The organism is Streptosporangium sp. CA-115845 (assembly GCF_050943795.1).
In the GTDB taxonomy this organism is placed as follows: domain Bacteria; phylum Actinomycetota; class Actinomycetes; order Streptosporangiales; family Streptosporangiaceae; genus Streptosporangium.
In genome coordinates this window covers 1,957,977-1,983,692 of sequence record NZ_CP191988.1, presented here as the reverse complement: position 1 = coordinate 1,983,692, position 25,716 = coordinate 1,957,977, and the positions used below count along the sequence as shown (strand labels likewise).

Genomic DNA, 25,716 nt, shown 5'->3' with positions numbered 1-25,716 from the left:
TGCGCTACAGGTCTGCGACTCGACCTCCCAGCCTATCCGCTGGGAGGTGCGACTGACGCCCTCCCGCGGTCAGCGGCCCCAGCCGGGAACGGCCATCCGCATGGTGAGCGCGTGCTCCACAAGCGTGATGAGCGTGGCCTTCACCGCGTCGCGCGAGCGGGCGTCGGTCTTGGAGATGGGGATGTGAGGCGCCAGCGTCAGCGCCTCGCGTACCTCCTCCTCACCGTGCAGGTAGGTGCCGTCCCACCCGTTGACCGCGACGACGAAGGGGAGCTTGGCCTCCTCGAAGTAGTCGATCGCCGGGAAGCTGTCGGCCAGCCGCCGGGTGTCGACGAGCACGATCGCGCCGATCGCGCCGCGGACCAGGTCGTCCCACATGAACCAGAACCGGTGCTGGCCGGGCGTGCCGAACAGGTAAAGGATCAGGTCGCGGTCCAGCGAGACGCGGCCGAAGTCCATCGCGACCGTGGTGGTGGTCTTGTTCGGAGTGAGGCCGAGATCGTCGATCCCGGCGCTGGCGTCGGTCATCACCGCCTCCGTGGTCAGCGGCAGGATTTCCGACACCGCCCCCACGAACGTGGTCTTACCGACACCGAATCCCCCGGCGACGACGATTTTCGTCGATGTCAGGCCGCCGCCGCGGCTAGAGCCTGCGAAGTCCACTGAGCACCCTTTCCAGCAGGTTGAGATCCGGCTTGCCCGCGTCCAGCTGAGGCTGATGCAGCTGGATCAGACCCTCGGCGGCCATGTCGGCGACCAGGATCCGGGTCACGCCGAGCGGGATGCGGAGCATCGCGGAGATCTCAGCGACCGAACGCACTTGCCGGCACAGGGAACTGATCGCCTGATACTCCGGGGTGCGGGTGGATAAATCGTGATGTATGGAGGTCGCCGAGGAGACCAGGGCCTCCAGGGCGAGCTGGGTCCGGGGGGCGGTGCGCCCCCCGGTCACGGCATACGGACGGACGAGGGAGCTCTGCTCCGACGGCGCCGGCTGCATGAGATGCGAAGGACTCCCCTGTTGCCGGTGGGGGTCGTCCATCGATTGATAGGGAAACCCGCTGTGCGGGTCACCCTCACCGGTCCAGCCGCGGCCTGCCACGACAGCCTCCTAGCATCATCGCCGTCACCGTGTGTGGGAAGACTGCAGTTCCGCGCGGACGGCCGGGGTCAGCACCTGGCCTGCCCGCTCGACGAGCATCGTCATCTGGTAGGCCACCAGTCCCATGTCACAGTCGGCGGCGGCCAGCACCGCCAGACAGGAACCGTCACTGATGGACATGATGAGGAGCAGCCCTCGTTGCATCTCCACCACGGTCTGGGTGACCGCACCGCCTTCGAAAACCCGTGAGGCGCCCTGGGTCAGGCTGATCAGGCCGGCCGCGACCGCGGCCAGCTGGTCCGCCCTGTCCCTGGGAAATCCGTCGGAATACGCCAACGGCAGACCGTCCGCCGACACGACGACTGTGTGCGCCACACCTGGGACGTTGTTCACAAAGTCAGTGATCAGCCAATTGACCCCCCGGGCGGCCTGGCTCATTTCGCGCACGTGTCATCCTCCTTGGCGACCATGATGAGCTCGCTCACCGGTCCTCCTTGTTTCCTTCAACGTCCCGGCCGAAGTCGGGATACGGCCGTCCGTCCGCGGCTCCGCCCCTGGCGGCCGCGCGGCCCTGCCGTACGCCCTGCTGGAAGCTGGCCAGCCTGCTGCGCACCGCCTCCGGGGAGACTGTCGGCCGGAGCACGGGAGTTTGGGGAGCCGCGCCCAGGTCAGGCGCGGCCGTGCCGGGCACCAGGTTCGCCTTGGGCACCCGCTTGGGCAGCCCTGAACCGGTGATCCCGCCGCGTGAGGGCTCGCTGGCGGCCTTGGCCGCCTGCCAGCCCACGTCGGCGGGTGACGACCAGCCGGTCCCCTGTGTGGGGGCGGCCTGCTGTGAGAGCTGGACGGTCTCCTGAACGGCCTGGGCCGGCCGGGCCGGTTCGACCTCCTCGTCCCGTTCCTCGACGGCCTGGACCGGATCGACCTTCTTGAACCAGTCGGACTCGACGGCCGCGAAGATCGGCAGGAACTCCTCCTTCGCCTCTTCCATGGGCGAGGAGTCGGGGATCACCGGCAGCGGGCCGGTGTTGTCCGCCGCGTCGAACGGGCGCCGCCCGAACGGGCCGGAGTTGCCGGTGGACGGCCAGCCTCCGGAGTCGCCGCCGCGGAGCGAGGAGCTCGACCAGACGTCGGAGCCACTGTCCCTGCTCTGCCCGCCGGGCCAGACGGGGGCGTCACCGCGCGCGGGCGCGCTCGGTCCCCCGGACCACGTTCCGGCGTCGCCTCTGGACGGGCCGCCCTGGCCCTGATGCCACGCGGTGGGGTCGGACTGGGAGGCGTCCGGCCAGCCGGGGGTGGCGCCGGGCGGCGGAAGCTGTCCCGGCCACGGGGTGTCTACGGGTGCCTGCCCGAACTGGCCGCCTCCGAAAGGAGGCTGCGAGGCCTCGAAGGAGTTGAACTGCTGCCCCAGGTCGAAGGAGGCGAACGAGTTCTGGTGGGCGGCCTCGAACGAGGCGAAGGACGGCATCTGGGGAGCCGGGGGGCTGGCCAGCACGGGCGGGCGGTCCATGGAGGGCATGGACCCGGCCCAGTCCCCGCCCTGCGACATGGCACCTGGCGCGCCTCCCGGGCGGGCGGTGACGGCGAGCAGGTTCTCCGGGAGCAGGACCATGGCGGTCAGGCCGCCGCTGTCCTGCTGCCTGAGCTGGACTCGGACACCGTGCCGCAGGGCAAGGCGGCCGACCACGAACAGGCCCATCCGGCGGGAGACCGAGACGTCCACCACCGGCGGGTTGGCCAGTCGCCAGTTGGCCTGGGTGAGTTCCTCGGCGGTCATGCCGATGCCGATGTCGGTCACCGAGACCATCACGCCACCGCCGTCGATGCGATTGCTGGAGACGATGACCTTGGTCTCCCGGGGGGAGAAGGAGATCGCGTTCTCCACGAGCTCCGCGATCAGGTGGACGACGTCGTTGACGGAGGTTCCGGCCACGGCCACACCCGCGGACAGCTGCAGGTCGACCCGCTCGTAGTTCTCGACCTCCGACAGCGAGGCGCGGACCACGTCGATGAGCGGGACCGGCTGGCTCCACCGGCGGGCGGGCTCCTGACCGGCGAGGACCAGGAGGTTCTCCGAGTTGCGGCGCATGCGGGTGGCGAGGTGGTCGAGGCGGAAGAGGCTGCCGAGCCGGTCCTCGTCCTGCTCGCCCTGCTCCAGGCTCTCGATGAGGGAGAGCTGGCGCTCCACCAGGGTCTGGCTGCGCCGGGAGAGGTTGACGAACATCGAGTTGACGTTGCTCCGCAGCGTGGCCTCCTGGCCCGCCAGCCGCACGGCCTCGCGGTGGACCTCGTCGAAGGCCCGGGCCACCTCACCGATCTCGTCGTCGGAGGCGACACCGATCGGGGTGATGTCGGTGGTCGAGACCTCGCCGCTCTCACGCATGCTCTGGACGGTCTCGGGGAGACGCTGGCCGGCGATGGACAGCGCCTCGGTACGGAGCCTGCGCAGCGGCCTGACCAGCGACCGCGCCATGACCGCGGTGACGATCAGGACGAGGATGAGCAGCAGCGCGCTCAGCCCGGCGGCGATCAGCGCTCCGCGCTGCTCCGACTCCTGCAGGACCCGGCTCTGCGTGATGAGGGTGTCGGCGACCTGCTCCTCCACGGTGCGCATGCGCTCGACGATGTCGCTGGAGGCGTCGAACCAGGTCGTCTGGTCACCGACTCCGGCCCTGGAGACGTCGACGTTCCTCAGCGGCTGACCGTTGAGGGCCAGCACGATGGCGCGGGCGCGCAGCGCCGCCGCGCGGTCCTTCTTCTGGCTGCTGACCTTGTCGTCGTAGAGCTGACGCTGGGCGACCGAGGCCTCGGAGCGGAAGGTCGCGAGCTCGCTGTCGAACTGCGCCCGGGCGGCCTGCATGGCGTTCAGGCCTTCCGCGCTGAACCCCCTGACGGCGAGGGCGATGGCGAGGTTCGCCCGCTCCCTGGACGCCTGTTCCTTGGCCCTGGTCAGCGCGGCGAACGCGGCCGCACTGCTGGTGATCTCCTGGTCCGCGACACCCTGAATGATCTCGTCGTGCAGGGCGAGCAGGTCCGCGATGGTGGCGGAGTACACGCGGATCGTGGGCTGGGCCGGCAACTGGGTGGCCGTCGCCGCGTCACGCAGGCTCTTGATCTCGTCGATGCGGGCGAGGATCCGCGTGAGCTCGTCCCTGCTCCGGGTGCTGAACGCCTCGACGACGCCGCTGTCGTTGATGACGCCGTCGATGCGGGTGCGTACCTCGCGGGCGACGCCGTCGACTTTTTCGTACTGCTTGCGTAGATTCGACTTGCCGGTGCTCAGCCGCCCCTGTGCCACGTACCGGGCCGACAGGTCCCGCTCAAGCTGTAGTTCGTCGACCAGGTGGCTCAGGCCCGCGGTGAGTTCGGCGGTGGTGCGCACGCGCTCGTACTCGGCGGCGCTGCTGATCGAGGTGGTGACCCGCAGGCCGCCCAGCACGATCGCGGCGGCCGTGGGGATGACGATGAGCGCGATCAGTCGCGACCTCACCCGCCAGTTCTTGAGCGCGAGCCTGCCGCCGTTCCTCGCAGACCTCTCGGAGCCGGAGCCGTCTGGGCCCTGACCCGGGCCGCTCTGCGGCTGCCCCCCCTGACTGTCGAATCCCAGGGCAGGTGCCAGCCCGGATTCGCGTTCGCTGGGGATTGACGCTGTCCTCACTGGCCTCCGCTGCCTCTCCTCGGATCGTCTGCTTGGAGGGGATCGCGTCACGCAACGATGTGCAGGTGACGCCGACGCATCCATGGGGTAGGGGTTATTGGAGCACAGCCGGATGAGTTCGGCCAACAGCACATAACTCACATTTCCCACCGAACGGGCACACCGCACCCGTAACCGGGCGACGACTCTCCGCCCTGTAGCCACAAACTTCCCCAAAGTTGCGAAACAGATTCATTGACATTTCCGCTTATGCCCGCTAAGTAGATCTATCTGTTGATTGTTATGGATGTGGCAACTGGGTGGCGTATGCCCGCTTTGTAGCTTCGGGACAACAGGGGCGAAAGGGGTGATATTTGTAATTTGACTGATCTACTCCGCTACTCTGATCCGCGGTCGGCAAACCCCCCCTTGACCAACATGCCTCCCGGGACCCCCTCCATGTCGCCCGATGAGTTACCACGAGTTCCGGCAGGGGCGGTCAAATGCAGCTAATGCAGCTAAGGAGACCCATGAGGTTCACACTTGCGAGCCGGGCCGTCATCGCAGGAGTCGCAGCCGCCCTGGTGCTGAGCGCCTGCGGAGGTTCCGACAAGTCCACTGACACCGCCGCCGCCGCGAACGCGGGTGGCCTGGAGAAGACCCAGATCAAGATCGGCGCGCTGCCGATCCCCGACTCCGCCGCGCTCTACATCGCCAACAAGCGGGGCTTCTTCAAGGCGGAGGGGCTCACCGTCACCATCGAGCCGGTGCCCGGCGGAGCCCAGGCCCAGCAGTCCCTCATCGGCGGATCCCTGGACGCCACCCAGACGAACTACGTCTCGGCCTTCCTCGCCGTCGCTGCCGGCAACAAGATGAAGATCATCTCGGACCTCTACCAGGCCGCTCCGAACTCGTTCAACCTCATGGTGCCCAAGGACTCCTCGATCAAGACGCCCGCCGACCTCAAGGGCAAGAAGATCGCGGTCAACAGCCTCAAGAACATCGGCACCCTGGCGGTCACCTCGGTGCTCAAGACGCACGGCCTCACCGAGAACGACGTGCAGTTCATGGAGTTCCCCTTCCCCGAGATGGGTGCCCAGCTGGCCAGCAAGGTCGTCGACGCGGCCTGGATGACCGAGCCCGCCCTGACCGCGGTGCAGAAGAACCTCGGCGCCCAGAAGCTCGCCGACACGATGGTCGACTCCACGGCGGACTTCCCCATCGCCGGCGTGATCGTCATGGAGAACTTCGCCACCGAGAACCCCAAGACCGTCGCCGCCTTCCAGCGGGCGATCGCCAGGGCCCAGCAGATCTCCGCCACCGACCGCAAGGCCGTCGAGGAGATCCTGCCGACCTACACCAAGATCGACGCCGCGACCGCCGCCGTCATCACCCTCGGGTCCTTCCCGACCAGCCTTGACGAGACCCGCCTGCAGCGCGTCGCCGACCTGATGGTCGAGCAGGGCTACCTGAAGAGCGCGATCCAGGCCAAGACCCTCCTTCCTGGAAACCTCGGGTGACACGCCGCAACCCGCTCGACAACAGACTGCTCTGCGGCGCCCTCGGCGTCGCGGGGCTGTTCTGCGTTCTGGAGGTCGTGGGCCGGACCGGATTGATCGATCCACTCGTCTTCCCACTGGCCTCCACGGTGCTGGGTCGAGCAGGCGCACTCGTGACCGACGGGGAGTTCCTCTCCGACGTCGCCTCGACCCTCGGCGCCTGGGCTCTTGGACTGCTGTTCACGGTCGCGCTCGCGGTACCCGCCGGGTTCCTGCTCGGCGGCCTGCCCCGGGTGGAGAACGCGCTCCGGCCGATCCTTGAGTTCCTGCGCCCGATCCCGTCGATCGCGCTGATCCCGCTGGCGCTCGCCGTGTTCTCCGACCGGTTCGACATGAAGGTCACCCTGATCGTCTACGCGGCGACCTGGCCCGTCCTGATCAACACGATGTACGGCCTCAAGGACGTCGACCCGCTCGCCAAGGAGACACTCCGCAGCTTCGGGTTCGGGAAGTCGGCCGTGCTGTGGCGCGTCTCCCTGCCGAGCACGGCGCCCTTCATCGCCACCGGTGTCCGGCTGGCGTCGGCGATCGCGCTCATCGTGGCGATCAGCGCGGAACTGCTCGGCGGCGGCGCCCAGGGCATCGGCAGTTACGTCCTGGAGAGCGGCGGCAGCGCGGACGCGACGGAGTACATCATCGCCGCCGCCATCTGGGCCGGGATCATCGGCGTGATCACCAACGGCCTGTTCGTGCTCGCGGAACGGCGGATCTTCCGCTGGCACACCGCCCGTACGGAGGTGGTCTGATGAACGGCCTGCTGCGCGGCGTGGTCCGGCTGTGGCCGGTGCCCGTCGTGCTGCTGCTGTGGGAGTTGCTCACCCGCGGCATCGAGATGCTGAGCTTCCCGCCGCCGTCGCAGATCGCGACCAGCATGTACACGATGTGGCTGACCGGCCCCGCGGAGCGGCTCTGGTTGACCGAGGCGGCGCTGACGAACATCCCCGCGAGCATCGGCCGGCTGCTGGCCGGGTGGGTGCTGGCCGGGGTCGTCGGGATCGTCCTCGGGGTCGCCCTGGGCCGTTCCCCGCTGCTCTTCCGCTTCATCGACCCCCTGGTCCAGTTCGCCCGCGCCATCCCGCCGCCCATGTTGCTGGCGTTCTTCATGGCGTTGTTCTCCATCGGCCCCCGGATGCAGATCAGCTTCATCGCGTTCGGCATCGTCTGGCCGGTCCTGATCAACGCCTCCGAGGGGGCACGGCAGGTCGACCGCCAGCACCTGGACACCGCCAGGGTCTTCGGGCTGTCGGGCGGTGAGCGGCTGTTCCGGATCATCCTGCCCTCGGCCATGCCGAAGATCTTCGCCGGACTCCGGGTCAGCCTGTCACTGGCGCTGATCCTCATGGTGCTCTCCGAACTGGTCGGCAGCACCGACGGGATCGGCTTCCAGCTTCTGGACGCCCAGAGGTCATACGACTTCTCCGGCGTGTGGGGAACCATCGTGGTGCTCGGCGTCCTGGGATACGTGTTCAACTCGGCGTTTCTGGCGGCCGAGCGACGTGTCCTGTCCTGGCACCGCTCCGCCAAGCAGACGACCTGAGGACCTGCTGTGCTTGAGATCACGAATCTGTCCCACACCTACGGCAGCGGACCGACCGCCCACAACGCGCTGGGTGGCATCGACCTGGAGGTCGCCCAGGGTGAGCTGGTGTGCATCGTCGGCCCCTCCGGATGCGGCAAGTCCACCCTGCTGCGCTCCATCGCGGGGCTGCTCCGGCCCAGCGGCGGCCAGGTCACGCTCAACGGCGCCCAGGTCGAGCAGACCCCCGACGACCTGGCCGTGGTCTTCCAGGACTACAGCCGCTCCCTGTTCCCCTGGATGTCGGTGGTCGACAACGTCTCGCTCCCGCTGCGCCGCAAGGGAATGGACAAACGGCAGCGCGGGCAGGCGGCGATGGAGGCGCTGGAGGAGGTCGGCCTGGACGGCGCCGCGGCCAAGTACCCGTGGCAACTTTCCGGAGGCATGCAGCAGCGGGTGTCCATCGCCCGCGCCCTGGCCTACCGCCCGGCCCTGTTGCTGATGGACGAGCCCTTCGGCTCCGTGGACGCCCAGACCCGCGAGGACCTGGAAGACCTGACCCTGCGGGTCCGCAACCTGCACAACATGACCATCGTGCTGATCACCCACGACATCGACGAGAGCGTCTACGTCGGTGACCGCGTCGTGGTCCTGTCCAAGGCCCCTGCCGGGATCGTCGGTGACCTGCGCGTGGACCTGCCGGGACCGCGCGACCAGATCACCACCCGCGAGCACCCCGACTTCGTGCAGCTGCGCGCCGAGGTCGGCCGCCTGGTGCGCGGCATGCGGAGCCCGTCGGCCTCGACCCCCTGAGGACCGATCGTCGAAAACGCCTGCCGGAACCCGAACCGCTCCCCGCCCGGGCACGCGAGTCCGGCGGTGGTCCCCCTCAGGGCCGCACACCGCAGAGAGAGGATTTTCATGAGCGACCCACAGGCACCGGTATGGGATGCGATCGGCGGTGTCTCCCGTTTCGCCGCTCTGGCCACGATGGCCGAACTGGGCTGCGCCGACCACCTGCGAGACGGCGCCCTGAGCGTTGACGAGCTCGCACTGCGCTGCGGCGCCGACGCCTCCGCGCTCGGCAGGGTGCTCCGCCAGCTCGCCGCCATGGGCATGGTCGCCACCGCGGCGCCCGGCACCTACGAGCTGACCGAGGCGGGTGTCACCCTCCGCACCGACGTGCCCGGCTCGCTCCGCCCCGCCGTACGGATGATCGTCGAGGAGGGCTTCTGGTACGGCATGGGCATGGTCCCGCAGACCGTGCGCACCGGCAGGTCGGGCTTCGTCGAGCGGCACGGGCACCTCTACGGCTACCTGAAGGCCAACCCCGGGGCCGGTGCGCTGTTCAACGACTACATGGTGGTCAGGGCCCAGCCGTTCGCGAACGCCGTGGCCTCCCGCTACGACTTCTCCGGGGTGCGAACCCTGGTGGACGTGGCCGGCGGCAAGGGGCACATCCTGGCCGCCGTGCTGAAGGCCCACTCAGATCTGGACGGGGTGCTGTTCGACCAGGAACAGGTGGTCAGCGCGGCCAGGGAGTTCTTCGCCGAGGCCGGACTTGAAGGCCGGTGCAAATTCGCGGACGGTGACTTCTTCGCCTCGGTGCCCGCCGGGGCGGACGCCTACCTGCTGAGCAGTGTGATCCACAACTGGTCCGACGAGGACTCGGTGCGGATTCTGCGCAATGTCAGGGAGGCCGTCTCCGACGACGGCCGAGTGCTCCTGGTGGAGGCCGTGGTGCCGGACGACGACAGGTCGCACATCAGTAAGGACATCGACATGCGAATGCTCGCCCTTTTCGGCGAGGGCATGGAGCGCAGCACCTCCGAGTACGCCGAACTCCTGGGCAAGTCCGGTTTCCGGCTCAACCGGCAGGTGGAACTGCCCGGCGGCGCCTCAATTGTTGAGGCCCTGCCCATTTAAGGGCCGATACAGGGCCGGCGTAAAGGCCGGCGTCGGGCTCGCGAAACAGCGATGGCCGGTGACGTGAGGTTCACGTCACCGGCCGCCGCTGTTTCATCCACTTTCCATACGGAAAAGAAACGACCATCGTGAAATCGATGGTCACCGTGCGATTGAGCTCAGCGGGTGGCCCGCAGACCGGACCGTGAGGCCGCGTATTCACTCGGCCCCCGGCGCGTCCGCGGTCCGGGATTCATCGGCCGTCGCCTCCGGCCGGATCAGAGGGTCCGGAGCCGGCCTTACGAGATGTCCCCGGCGTGGCGGGCCGCCATGGGCCGCCATGGGCCGCCATGGGCCGCCGTCCGACGTCGTTGTCCGGTGCGGGACACCCGGGTCCCGAGGACGGGGCACGAGCCGGCCGGCAAAGGCGTGCAGATCGGGGATTCCGGAACCAGGACGTCGACCCCGCCGACCCGCGGCGAGTGATGGCGGCTCCGCGGGAGCTCGCACCGAGTCACAGGGGGGCGGAAGAGAGGCGGGTCTCGCCCCTTCGAAGGGGCGAGACCCGCGCCAGGAGATCAGACCCTGAGTGTGAGGACGTGCTCGACCAAGGTGATCAAGGTCGATTTCACCGCCTCCCTGGACCGGGCGTCGGTCCGGACGACGGGGATGTGCGGGGCGATCGTCAGAGCCTCCCGCACCTCCTCCTCACCGTGGACGTGCGATCCGCCGAACCCGTTGAGGGCCACGACGAACGGTAGTCCGGCCTCCTCGAAGTAGTCGATCGCCGGGAAGCTGTCGGCCAGCCGCCGGGTGTCGACGAGCACGATCGCACCGATCGCGCCTTTCACGAGGTCATCCCACATGAACCAGAACCGGTGCTGACCCGGCGTACCGAACAGGTACAGGATCAGGTCGCGGTCCAGCGAGACCCGGCCGAAGTCCATGGCGACCGTGGTGGTTCGCTTCGTCGGGATGTGCGAGAGGTCGTCGACGTCCGCGCTGGCCTCTGTCATCACCGCTTCCGTGGTCAGCGGCATGATCTCGGAGACCGCGCCGACAAAGGTCGTCTTGCCGACACCGAACCCGCCGGCGACGACGATCTTCGTCGACGTCATCCCGGCGTCAGAGCCTGCGAAGCCCACTGAGCACCCTTTCAAGCAAATTGAGATCCGGCTTACCCGCATCCAGCGACGGCTGATGGATCTGCACCAGGTCCTCGGCCGCCATGTCCGCGATCAGTACCCGGGTCACGCCAAGTGGCATGCGCAACAGGGCAGAGAGCTCGGCAACCGAGCGCACCTGCCGGGACAGCGAAATGATCGCCTGATATTCCGTGGAGAGCGTGGCGGGGTCCACCCCCACCAACGTCGCCGAGGAGACCAGTGCCTCGAGAGCTAGCTGCATCCGGGGGGCGGTCCTGCCCCCGGTCACAGCGTACGGGCGAATCAACCGGTCTCGCCCGCTCTTGGCCTGAGACGTGTGCTGGGGTTCCTCCCCCGGCCCACGCCAACCTGGTGCTTCCATATCACCCCCCCTATCGCTGAACCGACTGCAGTTCGGCCCGTAGCGCAGGCGTAAGCGCCTGCCCGGCACGCTCTGAGAGCAGCGTCATCTGGTAGGCCACCAGGCCCATGTCACAGTCCGGCGAGGCCAGTACGGCCAGCGCGGAACCATCACTGATCGACATGGTCAGCAGGAGGCCCCGCTGCATCTCGATCACTGTCTGTGCCACGGGACCACCCTCGAAGACTCGCGAGGCCCCCTGGGTGAGGCTGATCAGACCGGCCGTGATCGCGGCGAGCTGGTCCGCCCGGTCCTTGGGAAATCCCTGGGAGTAGGCCAGCGGGAGCCCATCCGCGGAGACGATCACCGCGTGCGCCACTCCGGGCATCTCCTTGACGAACTCGGTGATCAGCCAGTTGAAGCCGCGGGCGGCCTGGCTGAGTTGGTTGTTCACTGCTGGTTCTCTCCCTCGACGGCCTTGGCGCGCTCGCTCATCTCAGCGCGTCCCTGCCGTACGCCTTGCTGGAAACTGGACAGGCGGCTGCGCACCCGATCCGCCGATATCGGCGGCATCGAGGGGGCCGGCGCAGCCGGTGCCGCCGAGGCGGCTCCGGGAACGAGGTTCGCCTTGGGCACCCGCTTGGGAAGGCCCGCTCCGGTCACGCCGCCCTCCACCGGCTTCTTGGCGACCTCGGCGGCCGCCCAGCCCTGATCCGAGGGGGTGCTCCACGGTTGCCTGTCGGCCGCGGGCGCGGCCGGCCTGGGCGGCGGTGCCTGCTGCGGCTGCTGCTGAGGCTGCGGCGCGGAGTGCGAGATCTGCGGGAAGTCCTGGGTCTCCAGTCCCTGCGGACCTCGCCTGACCCGCTGCTCCAGCAGCCGGGGCCTGGCCTCGGCGACGGGCTCGGGCTCTGCCTCCTGCTCCTGTTCCGGCTCGGGTGCGCCGGACGCGCTGCTGCGGAACCAGTCGGACCCCACCGCCGCGAAGATCGGCAGGAACTCCTCGGACTCCGGTTCCGTCGGCGAGACCTCGACCGCGGGAAGGGCCTGGGTGTTCTCCACCGGTTCCAGCCGCTGCGGTGCCCACAGATCGGACGAGGAGGTCTCGGGCCAGGCGGAGGGGAACGACGGTGCCGGGGTCGACTCCAGCGGTGACGACCACAGGTCCTCCACCGCGGCGGCGGGTACCACCGGCCCCGACCAGAGATCTCCGGACATCGGCGCCGGCACCTGGGGAGGCTGTCCGAGGCCGGCCGGCGGTCGGCCACCGCGCCCGGTGCCGGTCCCGAACGGGTCCGGGTTCGGAACGGAGCCGAACGGGTCGGGGTTCACCGAGGAGAACGAGCTTGCGGGATCGCCGAAGGAACCGGACAGCATACCGCCCCCGGCCATCGCCATCTCGGGCATTACCGTGCCCTGGGCCACCACCTGCACCGGCAGGAGCACGACGGCGCTCAGGCCGCCGGCCTCCGGGCGCCTGAGCTGGACCCTGATCCCGTGGCGCATGGCCAGGCGGCCGACCACGAACAGGCCCATCCGGCGGGAGACCGACAGGTCCACCGCGGGAGGCTCGGCCAACCGGCGGTTGGCCTCGGCCAGTTCCTCGTCGCTCATGCCGATGCCCGCGTCGGTGACCGCCAGGATGACGGCGCCCATCTCGTTGGCGTTGCTGGTCACCGTGATCTTGGTGTCCTGCGGCGAGAAGAAGATCGCGTTCTCGACGAGCTCCGCGACCAGGTGGACGATGTCGTTGACAGCCTGGCCGATGATCGAGATACCCGACTCGACCCGGAGGTTCACCCGCTCGTAGTTCTCGACCTCCGACAGCGAGGCGCGGACGACGTCGCTGAGCGGAACCGGCTCACTCCACCGGCGGCTCTGCTCCTGACCGGCGAGGACCAGGAGGTTCTCGGAGTTCCGGCGCATGCGGGTGGCCAGGTGGTCCAGCTTGAAGAGGCTGCCGAGCCGGTCCTCGTCCTGCTCACCCTGCTCCAGGTCGTCGATGAGGTCGATCTGGCGTTCCACGAGCGACTGGGTGCGCCGGGAGAGGTTGACGAACATCGCGTTGATGTTGCTTCGCAGCCGGGCCTCGTCACCCGCCAGCCGGATGGCCTCGCGGTGGACCTCGTCGAAGGCCCTGGCCACTTCCCCGATCTCGTCGCGGGAGGCCACCCCGATGGAGGGCACCTCGATGTTCGGAGCGTGGTCTCCGGACTCCCGCAGCGCCCGGACGGTCTCGGGCAGCCGGGTGTCGGCCACCTCAAGCGCCTCGCTGCGCAGCTTGCGCAGCGGCCGGACGAGCGTGCCGGCCACCCAGGCGGTGATGAGCAGAATCAGGACCAGCAGGACCAGGAGCGAGATACCGGAGATCACGGCGCTGCGCTGCTCGGCGCTCTCCATCTCCTGGCTGCGGGCGACCACCGCGGCCGACAGGCCGCGCTCGACGGTCCGCATGTTGTCCACGATCGCGGAGGAGGCGGTGTACCAGGTGTCGGCGCTCCTGAGCCAGCCGCCGCCGATCCGCTCCAGCGGCTTGTTCTCCCGCATGAGGGACATGACCAGGGCCCGCATGGAGTCGGCCTGGTCGACCTTGGGGCCGTTGACCACGTCGCGGAAGCGCTTGATGTCGGCGGCCGAGGCGGTCGCCCGGAAGGCGTTCTCCTCGCTCAGCTGGCTCCGGTACGCGCCCAGCAGGTCGGCGGGGTCGTCGAAGTCGAACTTGCGGTCCAGGAAGCTGACCAGAAGGGTGCCCCGCTGCCTGGCGACCTGCTCCTTGGCCCGGGTCAGCGCGCCCAGCGCGAGCGCGTCACCGATGAGGCGCTCGTCGCCGCCGCCACGGCCCAGGTCGTCGTGGAGGGTGACGAAGTCGGCGATCATCCGCGAGTACATGCCGAGGGCCGCCCGGGGCAGCACGCTGCCGTCGGTCATCAGCCTGCGCAGGCCGGGGAGACCGTCGAGCCAGCGGCGGATCTGGGCGACCTCGGTACGGACACGGACCGCCTGCGACTCGTCGAGGCCCTCCATGGCGGTCAGCGTCTGCTTGCTGCTCCGGTCGACCACCCCACGCTGTTCCCTGACCTTGGTGAGCCGGGAGCGAGAGGCGCCGGCGATGTACCAGGCGGTGAGGTCGCGCTCCTCGGCCATCTCGTGGGCGAGCGTGCCGAGCGACTCGACCAGTGAGGCGACCTCGGTCATCCGGCGGTACTCACCGGCCGTGGCGAGGGCGGTGGTCAGCTGCAGTCCGGTGAGCAGGACGGCCGCAGCGGTCGGAAGCAGGATCAGCGCGACCAGACGGGGACGCACGCGCCAGTTCGCCGGCAGGAGTCGACTGCCCACCCCTGACGCGCGGTGGCTCCGGCGGTCTTGTGTCATCACTGGCCTACGTAACCCCTCGCCGGATTTGGAAACGGCGAAAGCAATTTGAGCACATCCTTTATGTCACTTCGAATGGAGTAAATGCCGATAAATCCCCACAAAAAGGACATACGGCTACAAAGTTTTTAGGCCGGCCGGAAGGAATCCCTCACCTCTGGAGCCTGGTGCTTGATCATCAGGTGGCGGGTCACGGAGTATTCACCAACCGCCTCCTGACTCATGTCCTTGCCGAAGCCGCTCCCCTTGACCCCGCCGTGCGGCGCCTCAGAGGCGATGGGCAGATGGTCGTTCACCCAGGTCACGCCCACATCAAGCCGATGCGACACGCGCAGCGCCCTGGCCACGTCCCTGGACCAGACCGATGAGGCCAGCCCGTAGACGGTGTCGTTGGCCAGCCGGACCGCCTCGTCCTCTCCGTCGAAGGGGAGGGCGACCAGTACCGGACCGAAAAGTTCACCCTGAACGATCTCACAGTCCTGGGTCGCGCCGGAAATCAGCGTGGGCGGGTAGTAGAATCCAGGCCCTTCGAGCGGGGCGCCACCGCAGAGCACGGAGGCGCCCGCGGCGACGGACCGCTCCACGAAGCCGTGCACGCGGTCGCGGTGCCCCGCGGAGATCAGCGGGCCGATGTCGGTGGCCGGATCCCAGGGGTCGCCCACCCTGATCCGCGCCAGCGTCGCGTGCAGCGCCTCGACCGCCTCGTCGTACACCTCCCGGGAGATGTAGACGCGAGTCGCGGCCGTGCAGTCCTGGCCGGTGTTGTAGGTGGCGCCCATCGCGACGCCCCTGGCCATCTCGGACAGGTCCGCGTCACCGAAGACCAGTGCCGGAGCCTTGCCGCCGAGCTCCAGGTGGACCCGCTTCAGGGAGCCCGTGGCGCCGCGCATGACCGCGCGGCCGGTCGCGGTGGAGCCCGTGACGCTCACCATGTCGACGCCCGGGTCGGTGACGAGGGCCTCGCCCACCTCGGCGCCGCCCAGCACCACCTGGAGCAGGCCGTCGGGCGCGCCGGCACGGGCGAACAGCTCGGCCATCCGCAGCGTGGTGCCCGGCGTCTGCGGTGCGGGCTTGATGACCACCGCGTTCCCCGCGGCGAGCGCGGGGCCGATCTTCCACACCGCCATGACCAGGGGGAAGTTCCACGGGGCGATCGATCCGACGACACCCACCGGACGACGCACCAGCACCGAGGTGTAGCCGGAGCTGAGCACCCCCGCACCGGTGCCGTCCAGCGAACGGGCCGCCCCGGCGAAGAAGCGGAGGTTGTCCGCCGCGAACGGCAGCTCACCGTCGCGGAAGACCGCCGCGGGCTTGCCCGTCTCGGCGACCTCCAGCCGGGTGAGCTCCTCGGCGTCGGCCTCGACGAGATCGGCGAAGCGCAGCAGCACCCTGGCCCGCTCGGCCGGGGTCGCGGCGCTCCATTCCTGGAACGCCACGCGGGCCCGCCGCACGGCGGCGGCCACCTCCTCGATCGGGGTGTCGGCGATCTCCCCCAGAAGCTCGCCGGTCGCCGGATTGATCAACTTACCCATGGAACTTCCCTCGTCGTGGTGGTGCGGAGAGCCGTCAGGCGCCGGCCCGCTCGATCAGGTCGGCCGCCCTGCGCAGGCCGTCCCGCCCGCGGACCTCCTCGCCCGCGGCTGCCAGGCGCTCGCGGAGCGCGCCGTCGCCCAGGAGCCTGTCCAGCGCGCCGGTCAGCTCCTCGGCGGAGAAGGTGTAGGTGGACAGGCGCACACCGTAGCCGAGTTCGTGGACGCGCTGCGCGTTGTCGTACTGGTCCCAGAACAGGGGCAGCAGGATCATCGGCTTGCCGAAGTGCAGCGCCTCGGTGGTGGTGTTGTTGCCGCCGTGCGTGATGACCAGGTCGGCCATCGGAATGATCTTGGTCTGCGGGACGAACTCGGCCCCCCACATGTTGGCGGCCAGCTTGATCTCCTCGTGCAGCGGACCCATCGAGACGATGAAGCGGTACGGGGTGGTGGCCAGCACGTCGATGACCCGCTGCATGAGCGAGACGTCCGCCGAGCCGAGCGAGCCCAGCGAGAAGTAGACCAGCGAGCCGTCCCGCCCGGCCAGCGACGCGGGGAGCTCGAAGCCGCCGTCCGTCTCGCGCACCGAGGAGTCCAGGCGGTGCCAGGAGTCGCCCAGCGGCCGGGCGTCGACGTAGTCCGCGGTCTCGGGGAAGACGTAGAGGTTGAGGTCACCCTCGTGGATGAAGTCCAGGTCCGGCAGCGGGTCGGCGCCCTGCTCGACGACCCACTCGTTGAAGGCGGTCCAGATCTCGCGGTGGGTGCGGTCGTACTCGGCGTTGAAGGCACCCCACTGCGACCGGTCGTCGGCGGGCAGCCCGGAGAAGACCGGGGCGACGCCCTCGCCGCGCACCTCCAGCGGGTTGCAGGAGACGATCCGGACGAACGGCTTGCCCGCCGTCAGCAGCGCCGGGAAGGTGATGACGTTGTCCTCGACGATGACGTCCGGCTGGACGCGCTCGATAATCTCCTTCAACTGAGGCTCGCAGTACTTGGCGCCGTCGATAAGCGCCTCCCAGATCGGCTTGGTGACCGTCTCCAGCTGCTCCAGAGTCGACTTCCGGTATTCCGGCGCGGTGTCCCTGATGAAGTCCTTCCAGAACTGCCCGGCGTCCTGCTCCTCTTCGGCCGGAGGCGCGAGATCGACCAGGTCCTCCTCGAATCCGAGGGCCTCCAATTTCCCCTTCCAGGAGGCCTCAGCTGCGAAAACGACTCTATGCCCACGCTTACGAAGAATGTCACCGATGCCGATGCAGTTGTTCGTCGGCCCGTAGGCACTCTCCGGCATGAACAGGATCGTGAGAGACATCACGCCCCCTTACGTCTAGAGGTTGCGGCTTTTGAAGAATGGTGGAATTCCCGGCTAGCAAAAATTCTAGAAAACGGTCACTATGGACCCCGGCACAGAGCGTGGTTTTCAACGAGCGGGGGAATATGACGCGCAAGGGACGGGCGGACCGGCGCCTGGATCTCATCGCGGCCGCACATCGGGCGATCATCCGGCATGGCACCGAGGGAGTGCACCTCAACCATGTCGCGGAGGAGGCCGGGCTCACCTCCGGGGCCGTCCTGTACCACTACCCGCGGCTCAGCGAACTGCTGGTCGACGCCCACCACGCCGGGATGGAGCGCTTCTACGAGCAGCGACTCAAGCGGATCAAAGGCATGCGCGACCCCGCGGAGAAGCTTGTCGTGACCGTCCACTCGGGGCTGCCGCACGGCCCGGACGACCCGGACGTCCGGCTGCTCAACGAGCTCGGCGGAGCCGCGCCCCGCAACAGGATGTACGCCCTGCTGCTGACCACCCTCTACGACCGCCAGGTCTCGCTCTACCAGAGCATCCTGGACACCGGGGCCGCGTTGGAGACCTTCACCCTGTCGGGCGACTCCCTGCTCATCGCCCGCAACCTGGTCGCGCTCGAGGATGCGTACGGCTATCGCATAACGGCCCGCCACCCGGTGATCGGCCCGCAGGAGGCGGCGGAACTCATCCTCGACTACGCCAGGGCCGCGACGAAGCACCCGCTCAACTCGTCTCATTGAGGGATCAGCACTCCGTCCCCCTCCGCCCAGGTGAGCGCCACCTCGGAACCCGTCTGGACCTGGGTGGCCCCCTGGGTGGCCACCAGCACGGGCTGCCGGCGCCCGCTCACCTGTACCGACACGTGCGAGACGCCGCCGTAGAAGCTCACGTCGACGACCTCGCCGCTCAGCACGCCCGTGCCCTCGTCGTCCAGCCTGATCCGCTCCGGCCGTACCGAGAGCAACGCGGGCGTGCCGTCGGGCAGGTCCGACGTCCCGGGAAGGACGCCGAGTTCCTCGCCGGCCAGGCCGACCGAGCAGGCCCTGCCCTCGAAGATGTTGCTGGCCCCCACGAAGCCGGCGACGAAAGGCGTGCGCGGGTGCTCGTACAGCTCCACCGGGGCGTCCACCTGCTCGACCCCACCGGCGTTGAAGACCGCGATCCGGTCGGCCAGCGACATGGCCTCCTCCTGGTCGTGGGTGACCACGACGAAGGTGATGCCGACCTCGTTCTGGAGCCGCTTGAGCTCCAGCTGCATCTCCGCGCGCACCTTCTTGTCCAGCGCGGACAGCGGCTCGTCCAGCAGCAGCAGGCGCGGCCGCTTGACGATCGCGCGGGCGAGCGCGACCCGCTGCCGCTGGCCGCCGGAGAGCTGATGCGGCCTGCGTCCGGCCATGGCCTCCAGCCCGACCTTCTCCAGGACCTCGTCGACCCGGCCGCGGACCTCCGCCTTGCCCAGCTTCTCCCTCTCCAGGCCGTACGCGACGTTCTTGGCCACGGTCATGTGCGGGAAGAGCGCGTACGACTGGAACATCAGGTTGACCGGGCGGCGGTGGGCCGCCTGGCCGAGCAGGTCGTCGCCGTCGAGCGTGACGGTGCCCTCGTCGGGCGACTCGAAGCCCGCCAGGATCCGCAGGAGTGTCGTCTTACCGCAGCCGCTGGGGCCGAGCAACGCGAAGAACTCGCCCTGCCGGATCTCCAGGGAGACGTCCGACAGCGCCGTGACGTCACCGAACCGGCGGCTGACACCCGTGATCTTCAGCATTAGGACAGTGACTCCGTCAGTCGGGTCATCCGCTGGGTCACGATCACCGCGGTGAAGCTCACGAGCAGCAGCAGCGTGGCCAGGGCGTTGATCTCGGGGGTGACCCCGAAGCGGACCATTGAGTAGATGACGATGGGCAGGGTCGGCGTGGTGGGCGCCGCCGTGAAGAACGCGATGACGAACTCGTCGATCGAGAGGGTGAACGCGAGCAGCGCGCCGGCCAGGATGCCCGGCGCCAGCTGCGGCAGCGTGATCCGGACGAACGTGGTGAACGGCGTCGCCCCCAGGTCCCTGGACGCCTCCTCCAGGGAGGTGTCGGCGTGGGTGAGCCGGGTGCGGACCACCGCGGTCACGAACGCCATGCCGAACACCGTGTGGGCCAGCAGCACCGAGTGCAGCCCGAGGGTCGACTTGATCGTGGCGTAGAACACCAGCAGGCCGATGCCCAGCACCAGGTCGGGCAGGACGGCCGGCAGCACGCCGAGCGCGTCGAGCGCCCGCGACCTGGTGTGGCGGGCCAGGCCCACGGCCAGCAGGGTGCCGAGCACCGTGGCCAGCACCGTGGAGCCCACCGCGACGATCAACGTGTTGACCAGGCCCTGGCGAATGTCGGCGTTCTCGGCGAGCGTGCCGTACCACTTCAGGCTGAAGCCCTCGTAGACGTAGGGGGACTCGCCGGCGTTGAAGGACATCACGACGAGCACGACGATCGGCGTGTAGAGGAAGACGTAGGTCGCCCAGAAGGGGACGTACAGCAGTCGGGGTCTACGCACGTCGGGCACTCCATGCCTGCGCGAGCAGCAGGACGATCAGCACGGCGATGAGCGCCAGTGCGAGGGTGGACCCGAACGGCCAGTCGCGTGCCTTGAGGAACTGGTCCCTGATCAGGTTGCCGACCATGATGGAACGGCCACCGCCGAGCAGCTCGGGGATGATGAAGTTGCCGAAGCTCGGGACGAACACGAACAGGCAACCGGTGAACACACCCGGCAGGGTCAGCGGCAGCGTCACCGAGGCGAACGTGCGGACGGGCCCGGCGCCGAGGTTGGCCGACGCCTCGCGGAGCTGCGGGTCCAGCTTCTCGATCGCCGCGTACAGCGGCAGGATCATCAGCGGCAGGTACGAGTACACCAGGCCGGTGACGATGGTGCCCTGGTTGTAGAGCAGCTCCAGCGGCTTGTCGATCAGTCCCAGGTCCATCAGGGTGCTGTTGACCAGCCCGGGACCGCTCAGCAGGATGATCCAGGCGTAGATCCGCACCAGGAAGTTGGTCCAGAACGGCAGCACGACCGCGACCAGCGCGATCGTCTTCCACTTCGACGGCAGCTGGGCGATCAGGTAGGCCGTCGGGTAGCCGACCAGCAGGGCGATCAGCGTGGCGATCGCGGCCAGCTTCAGCGAGCCGATCAGCACGTCGAGATAGAGGGGGTCGAGCAGGCGGGTGAAGTTCTCCCCCGTCGCCTCGTAGACCACGCCACCGAAGCGGCCCCTGCGAAACACCGTGAAGCTGATGAGCAGCGCCAGCGGGATCACCAGCAGGACGATCAGGTATGTCAGTCCGGGCCCCAGGAAGACGAGCCTTCCCAGGGCACGCGATCGGCGCGCCCGTGCTCGCACGGACGCGCCGGAGGTGGTGGAGCGCGTCACTGCTGGGCCGAGACCTCGGCCGCGAGCCTGGTGAACTTGGCCGAGTCCTCACCCAGGTCGATGATCGACTCACCCTTGAGCAGGTCGGACGGGCTCATCTGCAGCGGGGCGTTGGCGGCCTTGAGCTCGGGGTTCATCGCGTCCATCGCGGCCTTGTTCGGGACCTTGTAGAGGATGTTCTCCGCGGCCCAGCCGTGCACCTTCGGGTCCAGGATGTAGTTGATGAAGGCGTGTGCCGCCTCCTTGTTCTTGGAGGACTTCAGCACGACCATGGTGTCCACCCACAGGTCGCTGCCCTCCTTGGGCACCACGAACTTGATGTTCTTCTCGGTGGTCGGGCACCAGCCGTCCCACGCCTCGACCATCACGGCCTCGCCGCTCTTGAGCTTGTCGCCGAAGGTGGTGTCGTCGTAGGCGAGCAGCTTGGGCTTGGCCTTCAGCAGCTCCTCCTTGACCTTGGCGAGCTCCTCGTCGCTCTTGGTGTTGACCGAGTAGCCGAGTGCCTTGATGGCGGGCAGGGCCAGCCAGCGCTCGGTGGTCATCATGGTGACCTTCTTCACCGCTTCGGCCGGCGGGTTGAGGATGTCGTTCCAGCTGGTCGGAGCGGTCTTCACCAGGTCGGTGCGGTAGCAGATGCCGGTGGTGCCCCAGGTGTAGGGGACCGAGAAGACGTTGCCCTTGTCGTAGGAGAGCTCCTTGGCCTCGGGGTAGAGGTTCGCGAGGTTCGGGATGAGCTCGGGGTGGAGCGGCTCCAGCAGGCCGGCCTCGTTGAGCGCCTGGGCGTACTGACCGGAGACGAAGGCAACGTCGAGCCCGGTGTCGGCGCCGCTGGTGAGCTTCGCCACGATCACTTCGTTGGTGTCGTGGAACGTGACCTTGAGGTCGGTCTTGAGCTTCTCCTTGACCTCGGCGGCCAGTGCGTCGGGGGTGTAGCCCTTCCAGACGGAGATGGTGATGCTCTGCTTGGAAAGGTCGGCGTTCGGGTTGAGCTGCGCCGATGAGGCACCGGCAGCGGGCGCGGCGGTGTCCGCGGCCTCCCCGCCACATGCCGAGACTGCGAGCGCGAGGCCGACGGCCAGGGCGGCAGCCGGAAGATTACGGGGGTACCGGGTGCGGGACACGGCCGCTACTCCTTCAGAATTCAGTGTAAGTGGGGTAGACCGGCCGTTGGGGGACACGGCAGACCAAAGCAGGAGTGTTGCAGTCAACATTATCTTGAGCAAGACTTCCCACGACATCATCCCTGGAAAGTTGGGTCCGTTTGTTAAATCCAGCTTCAATCTGGAACCGGCTCGACACGGTTCCCCGAGCCGGCGACGGACGGAGCAGCGCCCTCCTTGACGCTCTGACCAGCGCTGCCCCCTCCCCCTTCAGCGTGCGCCGGTTCCATCCACTTCCCTCCCCGGCTGCCACAGTTTTCTCAACCGACACTCAATTGTCATGGATCGACGGAGCCTCTGGGACGGGTGAGCGCGGGTTCGACGTCGACCAGACCAACCACTCGGTGGTCGTCGGCGAGAGGGTGGTCGTCAAATGGCTCACCCCGCCCGTGCCGCTCCCGGCGCCCGCGCCCGACATGTTCGCGCACCTGACATCGGTCGGCTTCACCGCGACCGCCACGCCCTACGCGGCCCTCTCCCGGCGCGCGGACGACGGCTCCGAGACGTTGCTCGCCCTCGTCACCGCCTACCTCCCCGAGGCGAGGGACGGCTGGGAGTGGTGCGTGGACGAGGCCGTCTCCTTCGGCACCTCCTTCGCCGCCGACCTGGGCGCCCTCTCGGCCGACCTGCACGCGGCGATGGCGACCCCGTCGGCGACCTTCCCCGACCCGGTACGTACGGCGGAGGGCCCGTGGTCGCTCCGGGCCGGCGAGGCGCTGGAGGCGGCGCTGGCACTGACCGGCGGCGAGGACGGCGAGTGGCTCGCGGCCCACGCCGGCGCGCTCCGCGCCGGCCTGGCTCCGCTGGCCTCCGCTGGCGCCACCCCACTGATCCGCATCCACGGCGACCTGCACGTCGGCCAGATGCTCCGCTGGCGGGACGGGTACGCGGTGATCGACTTCGACGGCAACCCGACCGTCGCGGACGCCGCCCCCTTCCAGCCCGCCGCCCGCGACCTCGCCCAGCTCACCACGAGCCTCGAACACGTCGGCCAGGTCGCGGTCAGGCGCCGCGACGCCGATCCGGCGATGATCGCCGAGTGGGCCGTCGCGGCCCGTGCCACCCTGGAGTCGGCTTACTCAGGCCGCCTGGCCGAGCTGGGCCACGCCGGACTTTTGGACCGTTCCCTGCTGCGCCCGTTCGAGATCGAGCAGGAGTGCCGCGAGCTCGTCTACGCCGCCCGGCACCTCCCCCGCTGGCGCTACGCCCCGATGGGCGTACTGCGGTCCCGCTACCGGTGACCGTTGAAACCGATGAAGGAGAACACGTGATTCCCGAGCTGTACCTCGCCGATCTGGAGGCCAAGCCCGCCGCGCTGACCGGCCTGGCGAGCGCCCTGGAGGCCGACGACCTGTTCGCCGGAGTTCCCTCCGGGATCCGGCGGGTGGTCTTCCTCGGCATGGGCAGCTCCCGGTACGCCGCCCGGGTGGCCGCGCTGCGCCTGCGGGCCGCCGGGGTGGACGCGGTGGCCGAGTACGCCTCCGCCGCCCTGACCTACCCGCCGAGCCCGGACACCCTGGTGGTCGCCATCTCCGCCACCGGTGGCAGCAGGGAGACCCTCGACGCGGTCGCCCGCATGCGTGGCCGCTCCTTCGTCCTCGCACTGACCAACGCGCCGGGCTCGCCGGTCACCGAGGGCGCCGACCTGGTGGTTCCGATGCTGGCCGGCGAGGAGCGCGGCGGCGTGGCCTGCCGGACCTTCCAGCACACCCTCGCCCTGCTCCTGGCACTCGGAAACCGCCTCACCGCCTCCGGCGGGGACTCACCCGCACTGCTCCGCCGTACGGCCGAGGCCACCGCCGATCTGCTGGAGCGCCGCGACGAGTGGCTGGAGCCGGCGGCGGCACTGCTCGACGGCCCGCACGGCGTCTACACGATCGCCCCCGCCGAGCACCTGTCCTCCGCCGAGCAGTCGGCCCTGATGTTCCGGGAGGGGCCGCGCAGGGCGGCCGACGCGTGCGAGACCGGCGACTGGGCCCACGTGGACGTCTATCTCACCAAGACCCTGGACTACCGCGCCATCCTGTTCCCCGGTTCTCGCTACGACGAGCAGGCCATGGACTGGATCCGGCAGCGCGGCTCCACGGTCCTGGCCGTCGGCGGTGATCTTCCCGGCGCCAAGGCCGCCGTCCGCTACCTCCACGACGACGACCCCGACGTGGCGCTCCTGACCGAGACCCTGGTGGCCGAGCTCGTCGCCGCCAGGTGGTGGCTCACCCCGAGCTGACCCGCCCGCTGCGGGCCCACGACGGGCCTCAGATCTGGTCGAGGCCGCTGAGGACGCGTGCGAGGAGGGCGGGACCGTTCCGGGGGCGGACTCCACACGCTCGGCGCGCTCGCGTCCGGCCGCCCGTCCCAGGTGGGTGCGGGCCAGGTCTGCGCGGGAGGCACCGCGAGCATGGGAACCCTCGGGGGCGCTCCCTCGGCAACGGGCGGCCCCGCACCGGAAGCCTGCGGGAACGACGGGCGACCGAGGCGTCGGCGGCCTGCGGGTTGGCCAGCCGCCGGTTGGCCTGGGTGAGCTCGTCGAGCGTCATGCCGACGCCCTGGTCGGTCACCGAGATCATCACGCCTCCGCCCTCGATCCGGCTGCTGGACACCGTGACCTGGTTTTCGTCTGCGAGAACGAGACGGCGTTCTCCACCAACTCGGCCAGCAGGTGGACCACGTCGCTCACCGCGGGGCCCGCGACGGCGACCTCCGAACGAGCGCCAGCAGGGGTGTCGTCGGGTGGGGTGGTCGCGGACCACGGCCCCACCCGGACGCGACGAGGGCTACACGGACGTGCCGTAGGCCGCGCGGACCCGCAGAACGTGCTCGACCAGAGTGATCAGCGTGCCCTTGACCGAGTCCCGGGAGCGGGCGTCGGTCCGCACGATCGGAATGTGCGGGGCCAGTGTCAGCGCCTCGCGCACCTCGTTCTCGTTGTGCGGGAACTCTCCGTTCCAGCCGTTGATGCCGACCAGGAAGGGGAGCTTGGCCTCCTCGAAGTAGTCGATCGCCGGAAAGCCGTCGGCCAGCCGCCGGGTGTCGATCAGAACCACCGCGCCGATCGCGCCGCGGACCAGGTCGTCCCACATGAACCAGAACCGATGCTGGCCGGGCGTGCCGAACAGGTAAAGGATCAGGTCGCGGTCCAGCGAAAGACGGCCGAAGTCCATCGCGACCGTGGTGGTGGTCTTGTTCGGAGTCAGCCCCAGGTCGTCGATCCCGGCGCTGGCGTCGGTCATCACCGCCTCCGTGGTCAGCGGCAGGATCTCCGACACCGCCCCCACGAACGTGGTCTTACCGACACCGAACCCGCCGGCGACAACGATTTTCGTTGACGTCAGGCCACCCTGATTAGAGCCTGCGAAGTCCACTGAGAACCCTTTCGAGCATGTTGAGATCCGGTTGTCCCTCATCAAGACGCGGCTGATGGATGCGGACGAAGCCCTCGTCGACCATATCCGCCACCAGAACGCGGGCCACGCCGAGCGGAACCTTCAGCAGAGCCGAGATCTCAGCCACAGAGCGGTACGAGCGACAGAGCCTGATGATCGCATCCTGCTCGGGGGTGAGCAGAGCCAGGTCCTCCTCCATGATGAAGGAAGAGGAGACCAACGTCTCCATGGCCAGGTGGAAACGGGGCTCCGACCTGCCACCGGTGACGGTGTACGGACGGAACAGCGGCTCGTCGTCCTGGCTCCCGTCAATCCCCCGCACTGACCCCTCCCCT

General features: G+C 68.9%; 25 protein-coding genes. 8 read left to right on the top strand and 17 right to left on the bottom strand.

Annotated features, from left to right (window positions below; translation table 11 throughout):
• Positions 1 to 69 precede the first annotated feature (69 nt).
• Genes ACQP0P_RS11380 through ACQP0P_RS11365 form a run of 4 tightly spaced genes read right to left on the bottom strand, consistent with a single transcriptional unit; the run spans position 70 to position 4,589 of the window.
• On the bottom strand, positions 70 to 663 hold the full coding sequence (locus tag ACQP0P_RS11380) for a GTP-binding protein (RefSeq protein ID WP_433374606.1): 594 nt from the start codon (positions 661 to 663) through the stop codon (positions 70 to 72).
• Entirely contained in the window at positions 644 to 1,102 is a 459-nt protein-coding gene (locus ACQP0P_RS11375; RefSeq protein ID WP_433374603.1) for a DUF742 domain-containing protein, read from the bottom strand. The genes ACQP0P_RS11380 and ACQP0P_RS11375 overlap by 20 nt, the downstream gene beginning before the upstream one ends.
• A 24-nt stretch (positions 1,103 to 1,126) precedes the next feature.
• Complete coding sequence (locus ACQP0P_RS11370; RefSeq protein WP_433381815.1) at positions 1,127 to 1,540, bottom strand: roadblock/LC7 domain-containing protein; 414 nt, start codon at positions 1,538 to 1,540, stop codon at positions 1,127 to 1,129.
• A gap of 43 nt (positions 1,541 to 1,583) precedes the next feature.
• Entirely contained in the window at positions 1,584 to 4,589 is a 3,006-nt protein-coding gene (locus tag ACQP0P_RS11365; RefSeq protein ID WP_433374600.1) for a nitrate- and nitrite sensing domain-containing protein, read from the bottom strand.
• 677 nt (positions 4,590 to 5,266) lie between these two features.
• Between ACQP0P_RS11365 and ACQP0P_RS11360 the strand changes: the two genes are divergently transcribed.
• From ACQP0P_RS11360 to ACQP0P_RS11340, 5 genes are all read left to right on the top strand, one after another.
• Positions 5,267 to 6,256 (top strand): ABC transporter substrate-binding protein, encoded by a 990-nt coding sequence (locus ACQP0P_RS11360; RefSeq protein ID WP_433374598.1) that lies wholly within the window; start codon positions 5,267 to 5,269, stop codon positions 6,254 to 6,256.
• Positions 6,253 to 7,041: an ABC transporter permease gene (locus ACQP0P_RS11355; protein WP_433374596.1), complete on the top strand. Its 789-nt coding sequence runs from the start codon at positions 6,253 to 6,255 to the stop codon at positions 7,039 to 7,041. Before ACQP0P_RS11360 ends, ACQP0P_RS11355 begins: the two co-directional genes overlap by 4 nt.
• Positions 7,041 to 7,832 carry an ABC transporter permease gene (locus ACQP0P_RS11350; RefSeq protein ID WP_350923983.1) on the top strand — a complete coding sequence of 264 codons (792 nt, stop codon included), beginning with the start codon at positions 7,041 to 7,043 and terminating at the stop codon, positions 7,830 to 7,832. Before ACQP0P_RS11355 ends, ACQP0P_RS11350 begins: the two co-directional genes overlap by 1 nt.
• A gap of 9 nt (positions 7,833 to 7,841) precedes the next feature.
• Complete coding sequence (locus tag ACQP0P_RS11345; RefSeq protein WP_433374593.1) at positions 7,842 to 8,624, top strand: ABC transporter ATP-binding protein; 783 nt, start codon at positions 7,842 to 7,844, stop codon at positions 8,622 to 8,624.
• A gap of 108 nt (positions 8,625 to 8,732) precedes the next feature.
• Complete coding sequence (locus ACQP0P_RS11340) at positions 8,733 to 9,737, top strand: methyltransferase (protein WP_433374590.1); 1,005 nt, start codon at positions 8,733 to 8,735, stop codon at positions 9,735 to 9,737.
• 557 nt (positions 9,738 to 10,294) lie between these two features.
• Here ACQP0P_RS11340 and ACQP0P_RS11335 read toward each other — a convergent pair.
• The 6 genes from ACQP0P_RS11335 to ACQP0P_RS11310 all read right to left on the bottom strand — a co-directional run bounded on the left by ACQP0P_RS11335 (position 10,295) and on the right by ACQP0P_RS11310 (position 17,432).
• On the bottom strand, positions 10,295 to 10,834 hold the full coding sequence (locus ACQP0P_RS11335) for a GTP-binding protein (RefSeq protein ID WP_433374588.1): 540 nt from the start codon (positions 10,832 to 10,834) through the stop codon (positions 10,295 to 10,297).
• Positions 10,835 to 10,841: 7 nt separating this feature from the next.
• On the bottom strand, positions 10,842 to 11,243 hold the full coding sequence (locus ACQP0P_RS11330) for a DUF742 domain-containing protein (protein WP_433374585.1): 402 nt from the start codon (positions 11,241 to 11,243) through the stop codon (positions 10,842 to 10,844).
• Between the two features lie 10 nt (positions 11,244 to 11,253).
• A complete protein-coding gene (locus tag ACQP0P_RS11325; protein ID WP_433381812.1) occupies positions 11,254 to 11,610 on the bottom strand; it encodes a roadblock/LC7 domain-containing protein in 357 nt (118 codons plus the stop codon).
• A gap of 62 nt (positions 11,611 to 11,672) precedes the next feature.
• Complete coding sequence (locus tag ACQP0P_RS11320) at positions 11,673 to 14,522, bottom strand: sensor histidine kinase (protein WP_433374582.1); 2,850 nt, start codon at positions 14,520 to 14,522, stop codon at positions 11,673 to 11,675.
• Between the two features lie 197 nt (positions 14,523 to 14,719).
• Complete coding sequence (locus ACQP0P_RS11315; RefSeq protein ID WP_433374579.1) at positions 14,720 to 16,126, bottom strand: aminobutyraldehyde dehydrogenase; 1,407 nt, start codon at positions 16,124 to 16,126, stop codon at positions 14,720 to 14,722.
• 34 nt (positions 16,127 to 16,160) lie between these two features.
• Positions 16,161 to 17,432: a glycosyltransferase gene (locus ACQP0P_RS11310; RefSeq protein ID WP_433374576.1), complete on the bottom strand. Its 1,272-nt coding sequence runs from the start codon at positions 17,430 to 17,432 to the stop codon at positions 16,161 to 16,163.
• Positions 17,433 to 17,557: 125 nt separating this feature from the next.
• Between ACQP0P_RS11310 and ACQP0P_RS11305 the strand changes: the two genes are divergently transcribed.
• Positions 17,558 to 18,166, top strand: coding sequence for a TetR/AcrR family transcriptional regulator (locus tag ACQP0P_RS11305; RefSeq protein ID WP_433374573.1), 609 nt, complete (start codon positions 17,558 to 17,560; stop codon positions 18,164 to 18,166).
• Here the strand turns inward: ACQP0P_RS11305 and ACQP0P_RS11300 are convergent.
• From ACQP0P_RS11300 to ACQP0P_RS11285, 4 genes are read right to left on the bottom strand one after another with little or no spacing between them, the layout of a single operon-like run.
• Positions 18,160 to 19,191: an ABC transporter ATP-binding protein gene (locus ACQP0P_RS11300; protein ID WP_433374570.1), complete on the bottom strand. Its 1,032-nt coding sequence runs from the start codon at positions 19,189 to 19,191 to the stop codon at positions 18,160 to 18,162. The genes ACQP0P_RS11305 and ACQP0P_RS11300 overlap by 7 nt on opposite strands.
• Complete coding sequence (locus ACQP0P_RS11295; protein WP_433374567.1) at positions 19,191 to 19,964, bottom strand: ABC transporter permease; 774 nt, start codon at positions 19,962 to 19,964, stop codon at positions 19,191 to 19,193. Before ACQP0P_RS11295 ends, ACQP0P_RS11300 begins: the two co-directional genes overlap by 1 nt.
• On the bottom strand, positions 19,957 to 20,838 hold the full coding sequence (locus ACQP0P_RS11290) for an ABC transporter permease (RefSeq protein WP_433374564.1): 882 nt from the start codon (positions 20,836 to 20,838) through the stop codon (positions 19,957 to 19,959). The genes ACQP0P_RS11295 and ACQP0P_RS11290 overlap by 8 nt, the downstream gene beginning before the upstream one ends.
• Positions 20,835 to 21,959 carry a polyamine ABC transporter substrate-binding protein gene (locus ACQP0P_RS11285; protein WP_433374561.1) on the bottom strand — a complete coding sequence of 375 codons (1,125 nt, stop codon included), beginning with the start codon at positions 21,957 to 21,959 and terminating at the stop codon, positions 20,835 to 20,837. The genes ACQP0P_RS11290 and ACQP0P_RS11285 overlap by 4 nt, the downstream gene beginning before the upstream one ends.
• A gap of 314 nt (positions 21,960 to 22,273) precedes the next feature.
• Here ACQP0P_RS11285 and ACQP0P_RS11280 point away from each other — a divergent pair, with 314 nt between their 5' ends.
• Positions 22,274 to 23,239, top strand: a complete 966-nt coding sequence (locus tag ACQP0P_RS11280) for a hypothetical protein (protein ID WP_433374559.1) — start codon at positions 22,274 to 22,276, stop codon at positions 23,237 to 23,239.
• A 26-nt stretch (positions 23,240 to 23,265) separates the two neighbouring features.
• Positions 23,266 to 24,225 carry an SIS domain-containing protein gene (locus tag ACQP0P_RS11275; RefSeq protein WP_433374556.1) on the top strand — a complete coding sequence of 320 codons (960 nt, stop codon included), beginning with the start codon at positions 23,266 to 23,268 and terminating at the stop codon, positions 24,223 to 24,225.
• A gap of 28 nt (positions 24,226 to 24,253) precedes the next feature.
• On the opposite strand, the gene ACQP0P_RS11270 is transcribed toward ACQP0P_RS11275, so the two are convergent.
• The 3 genes from ACQP0P_RS11270 to ACQP0P_RS11260 form a co-directional block, all read right to left on the bottom strand.
• Positions 24,254 to 24,598: a hypothetical protein gene (locus tag ACQP0P_RS11270; protein WP_433374553.1), complete on the bottom strand. Its 345-nt coding sequence runs from the start codon at positions 24,596 to 24,598 to the stop codon at positions 24,254 to 24,256.
• 174 nt (positions 24,599 to 24,772) lie between these two features.
• On the bottom strand, positions 24,773 to 25,360 hold the full coding sequence (locus ACQP0P_RS11265; RefSeq protein ID WP_433374551.1) for a GTP-binding protein: 588 nt from the start codon (positions 25,358 to 25,360) through the stop codon (positions 24,773 to 24,775).
• Positions 25,341 to 25,703 carry a DUF742 domain-containing protein gene (locus ACQP0P_RS11260; protein WP_433374548.1) on the bottom strand — a complete coding sequence of 121 codons (363 nt, stop codon included), beginning with the start codon at positions 25,701 to 25,703 and terminating at the stop codon, positions 25,341 to 25,343. Before ACQP0P_RS11260 ends, ACQP0P_RS11265 begins: the two co-directional genes overlap by 20 nt.
• Positions 25,704 to 25,716 lie beyond the last annotated feature (13 nt).

Coding starts and splice junctions, on each gene's coding strand:
- ACQP0P_RS11360 (WP_433374598.1), top strand. CDS start 5,267: ATGAGGTTCACACTTGCGAGCCGGGCCGTCATCGCAGGAGTCGCAGCC.
- ACQP0P_RS11370 (WP_433381815.1), bottom strand. CDS start 1,540: ATGAGCCAGGCCGCCCGGGGGGTCAATTGGCTGATCACTGACTTTGTG.
- ACQP0P_RS11350 (WP_350923983.1), top strand. CDS start 7,041: ATGAACGGCCTGCTGCGCGGCGTGGTCCGGCTGTGGCCGGTGCCCGTC.
- ACQP0P_RS11330 (WP_433374585.1), bottom strand. CDS start 11,243: ATGGAAGCACCAGGTTGGCGTGGGCCGGGGGAGGAACCCCAGCACACG.
- ACQP0P_RS11340 (WP_433374590.1), top strand. CDS start 8,733: ATGAGCGACCCACAGGCACCGGTATGGGATGCGATCGGCGGTGTCTCC.
- ACQP0P_RS11310 (WP_433374576.1), bottom strand. CDS start 17,432: ATGTCTCTCACGATCCTGTTCATGCCGGAGAGTGCCTACGGGCCGACG.
- ACQP0P_RS11305 (WP_433374573.1), top strand. CDS start 17,558: ATGACGCGCAAGGGACGGGCGGACCGGCGCCTGGATCTCATCGCGGCC.
- ACQP0P_RS11300 (WP_433374570.1), bottom strand. CDS start 19,191: ATGCTGAAGATCACGGGTGTCAGCCGCCGGTTCGGTGACGTCACGGCG.
- ACQP0P_RS11315 (WP_433374579.1), bottom strand. CDS start 16,126: ATGGGTAAGTTGATCAATCCGGCGACCGGCGAGCTTCTGGGGGAGATC.
- ACQP0P_RS11325 (WP_433381812.1), bottom strand. CDS start 11,610: ATGCCCGGAGTGGCGCACGCGGTGATCGTCTCCGCGGATGGGCTCCCG.
- ACQP0P_RS11335 (WP_433374588.1), bottom strand. CDS start 10,834: ATGACGTCGACGAAGATCGTCGTCGCCGGCGGGTTCGGTGTCGGCAAG.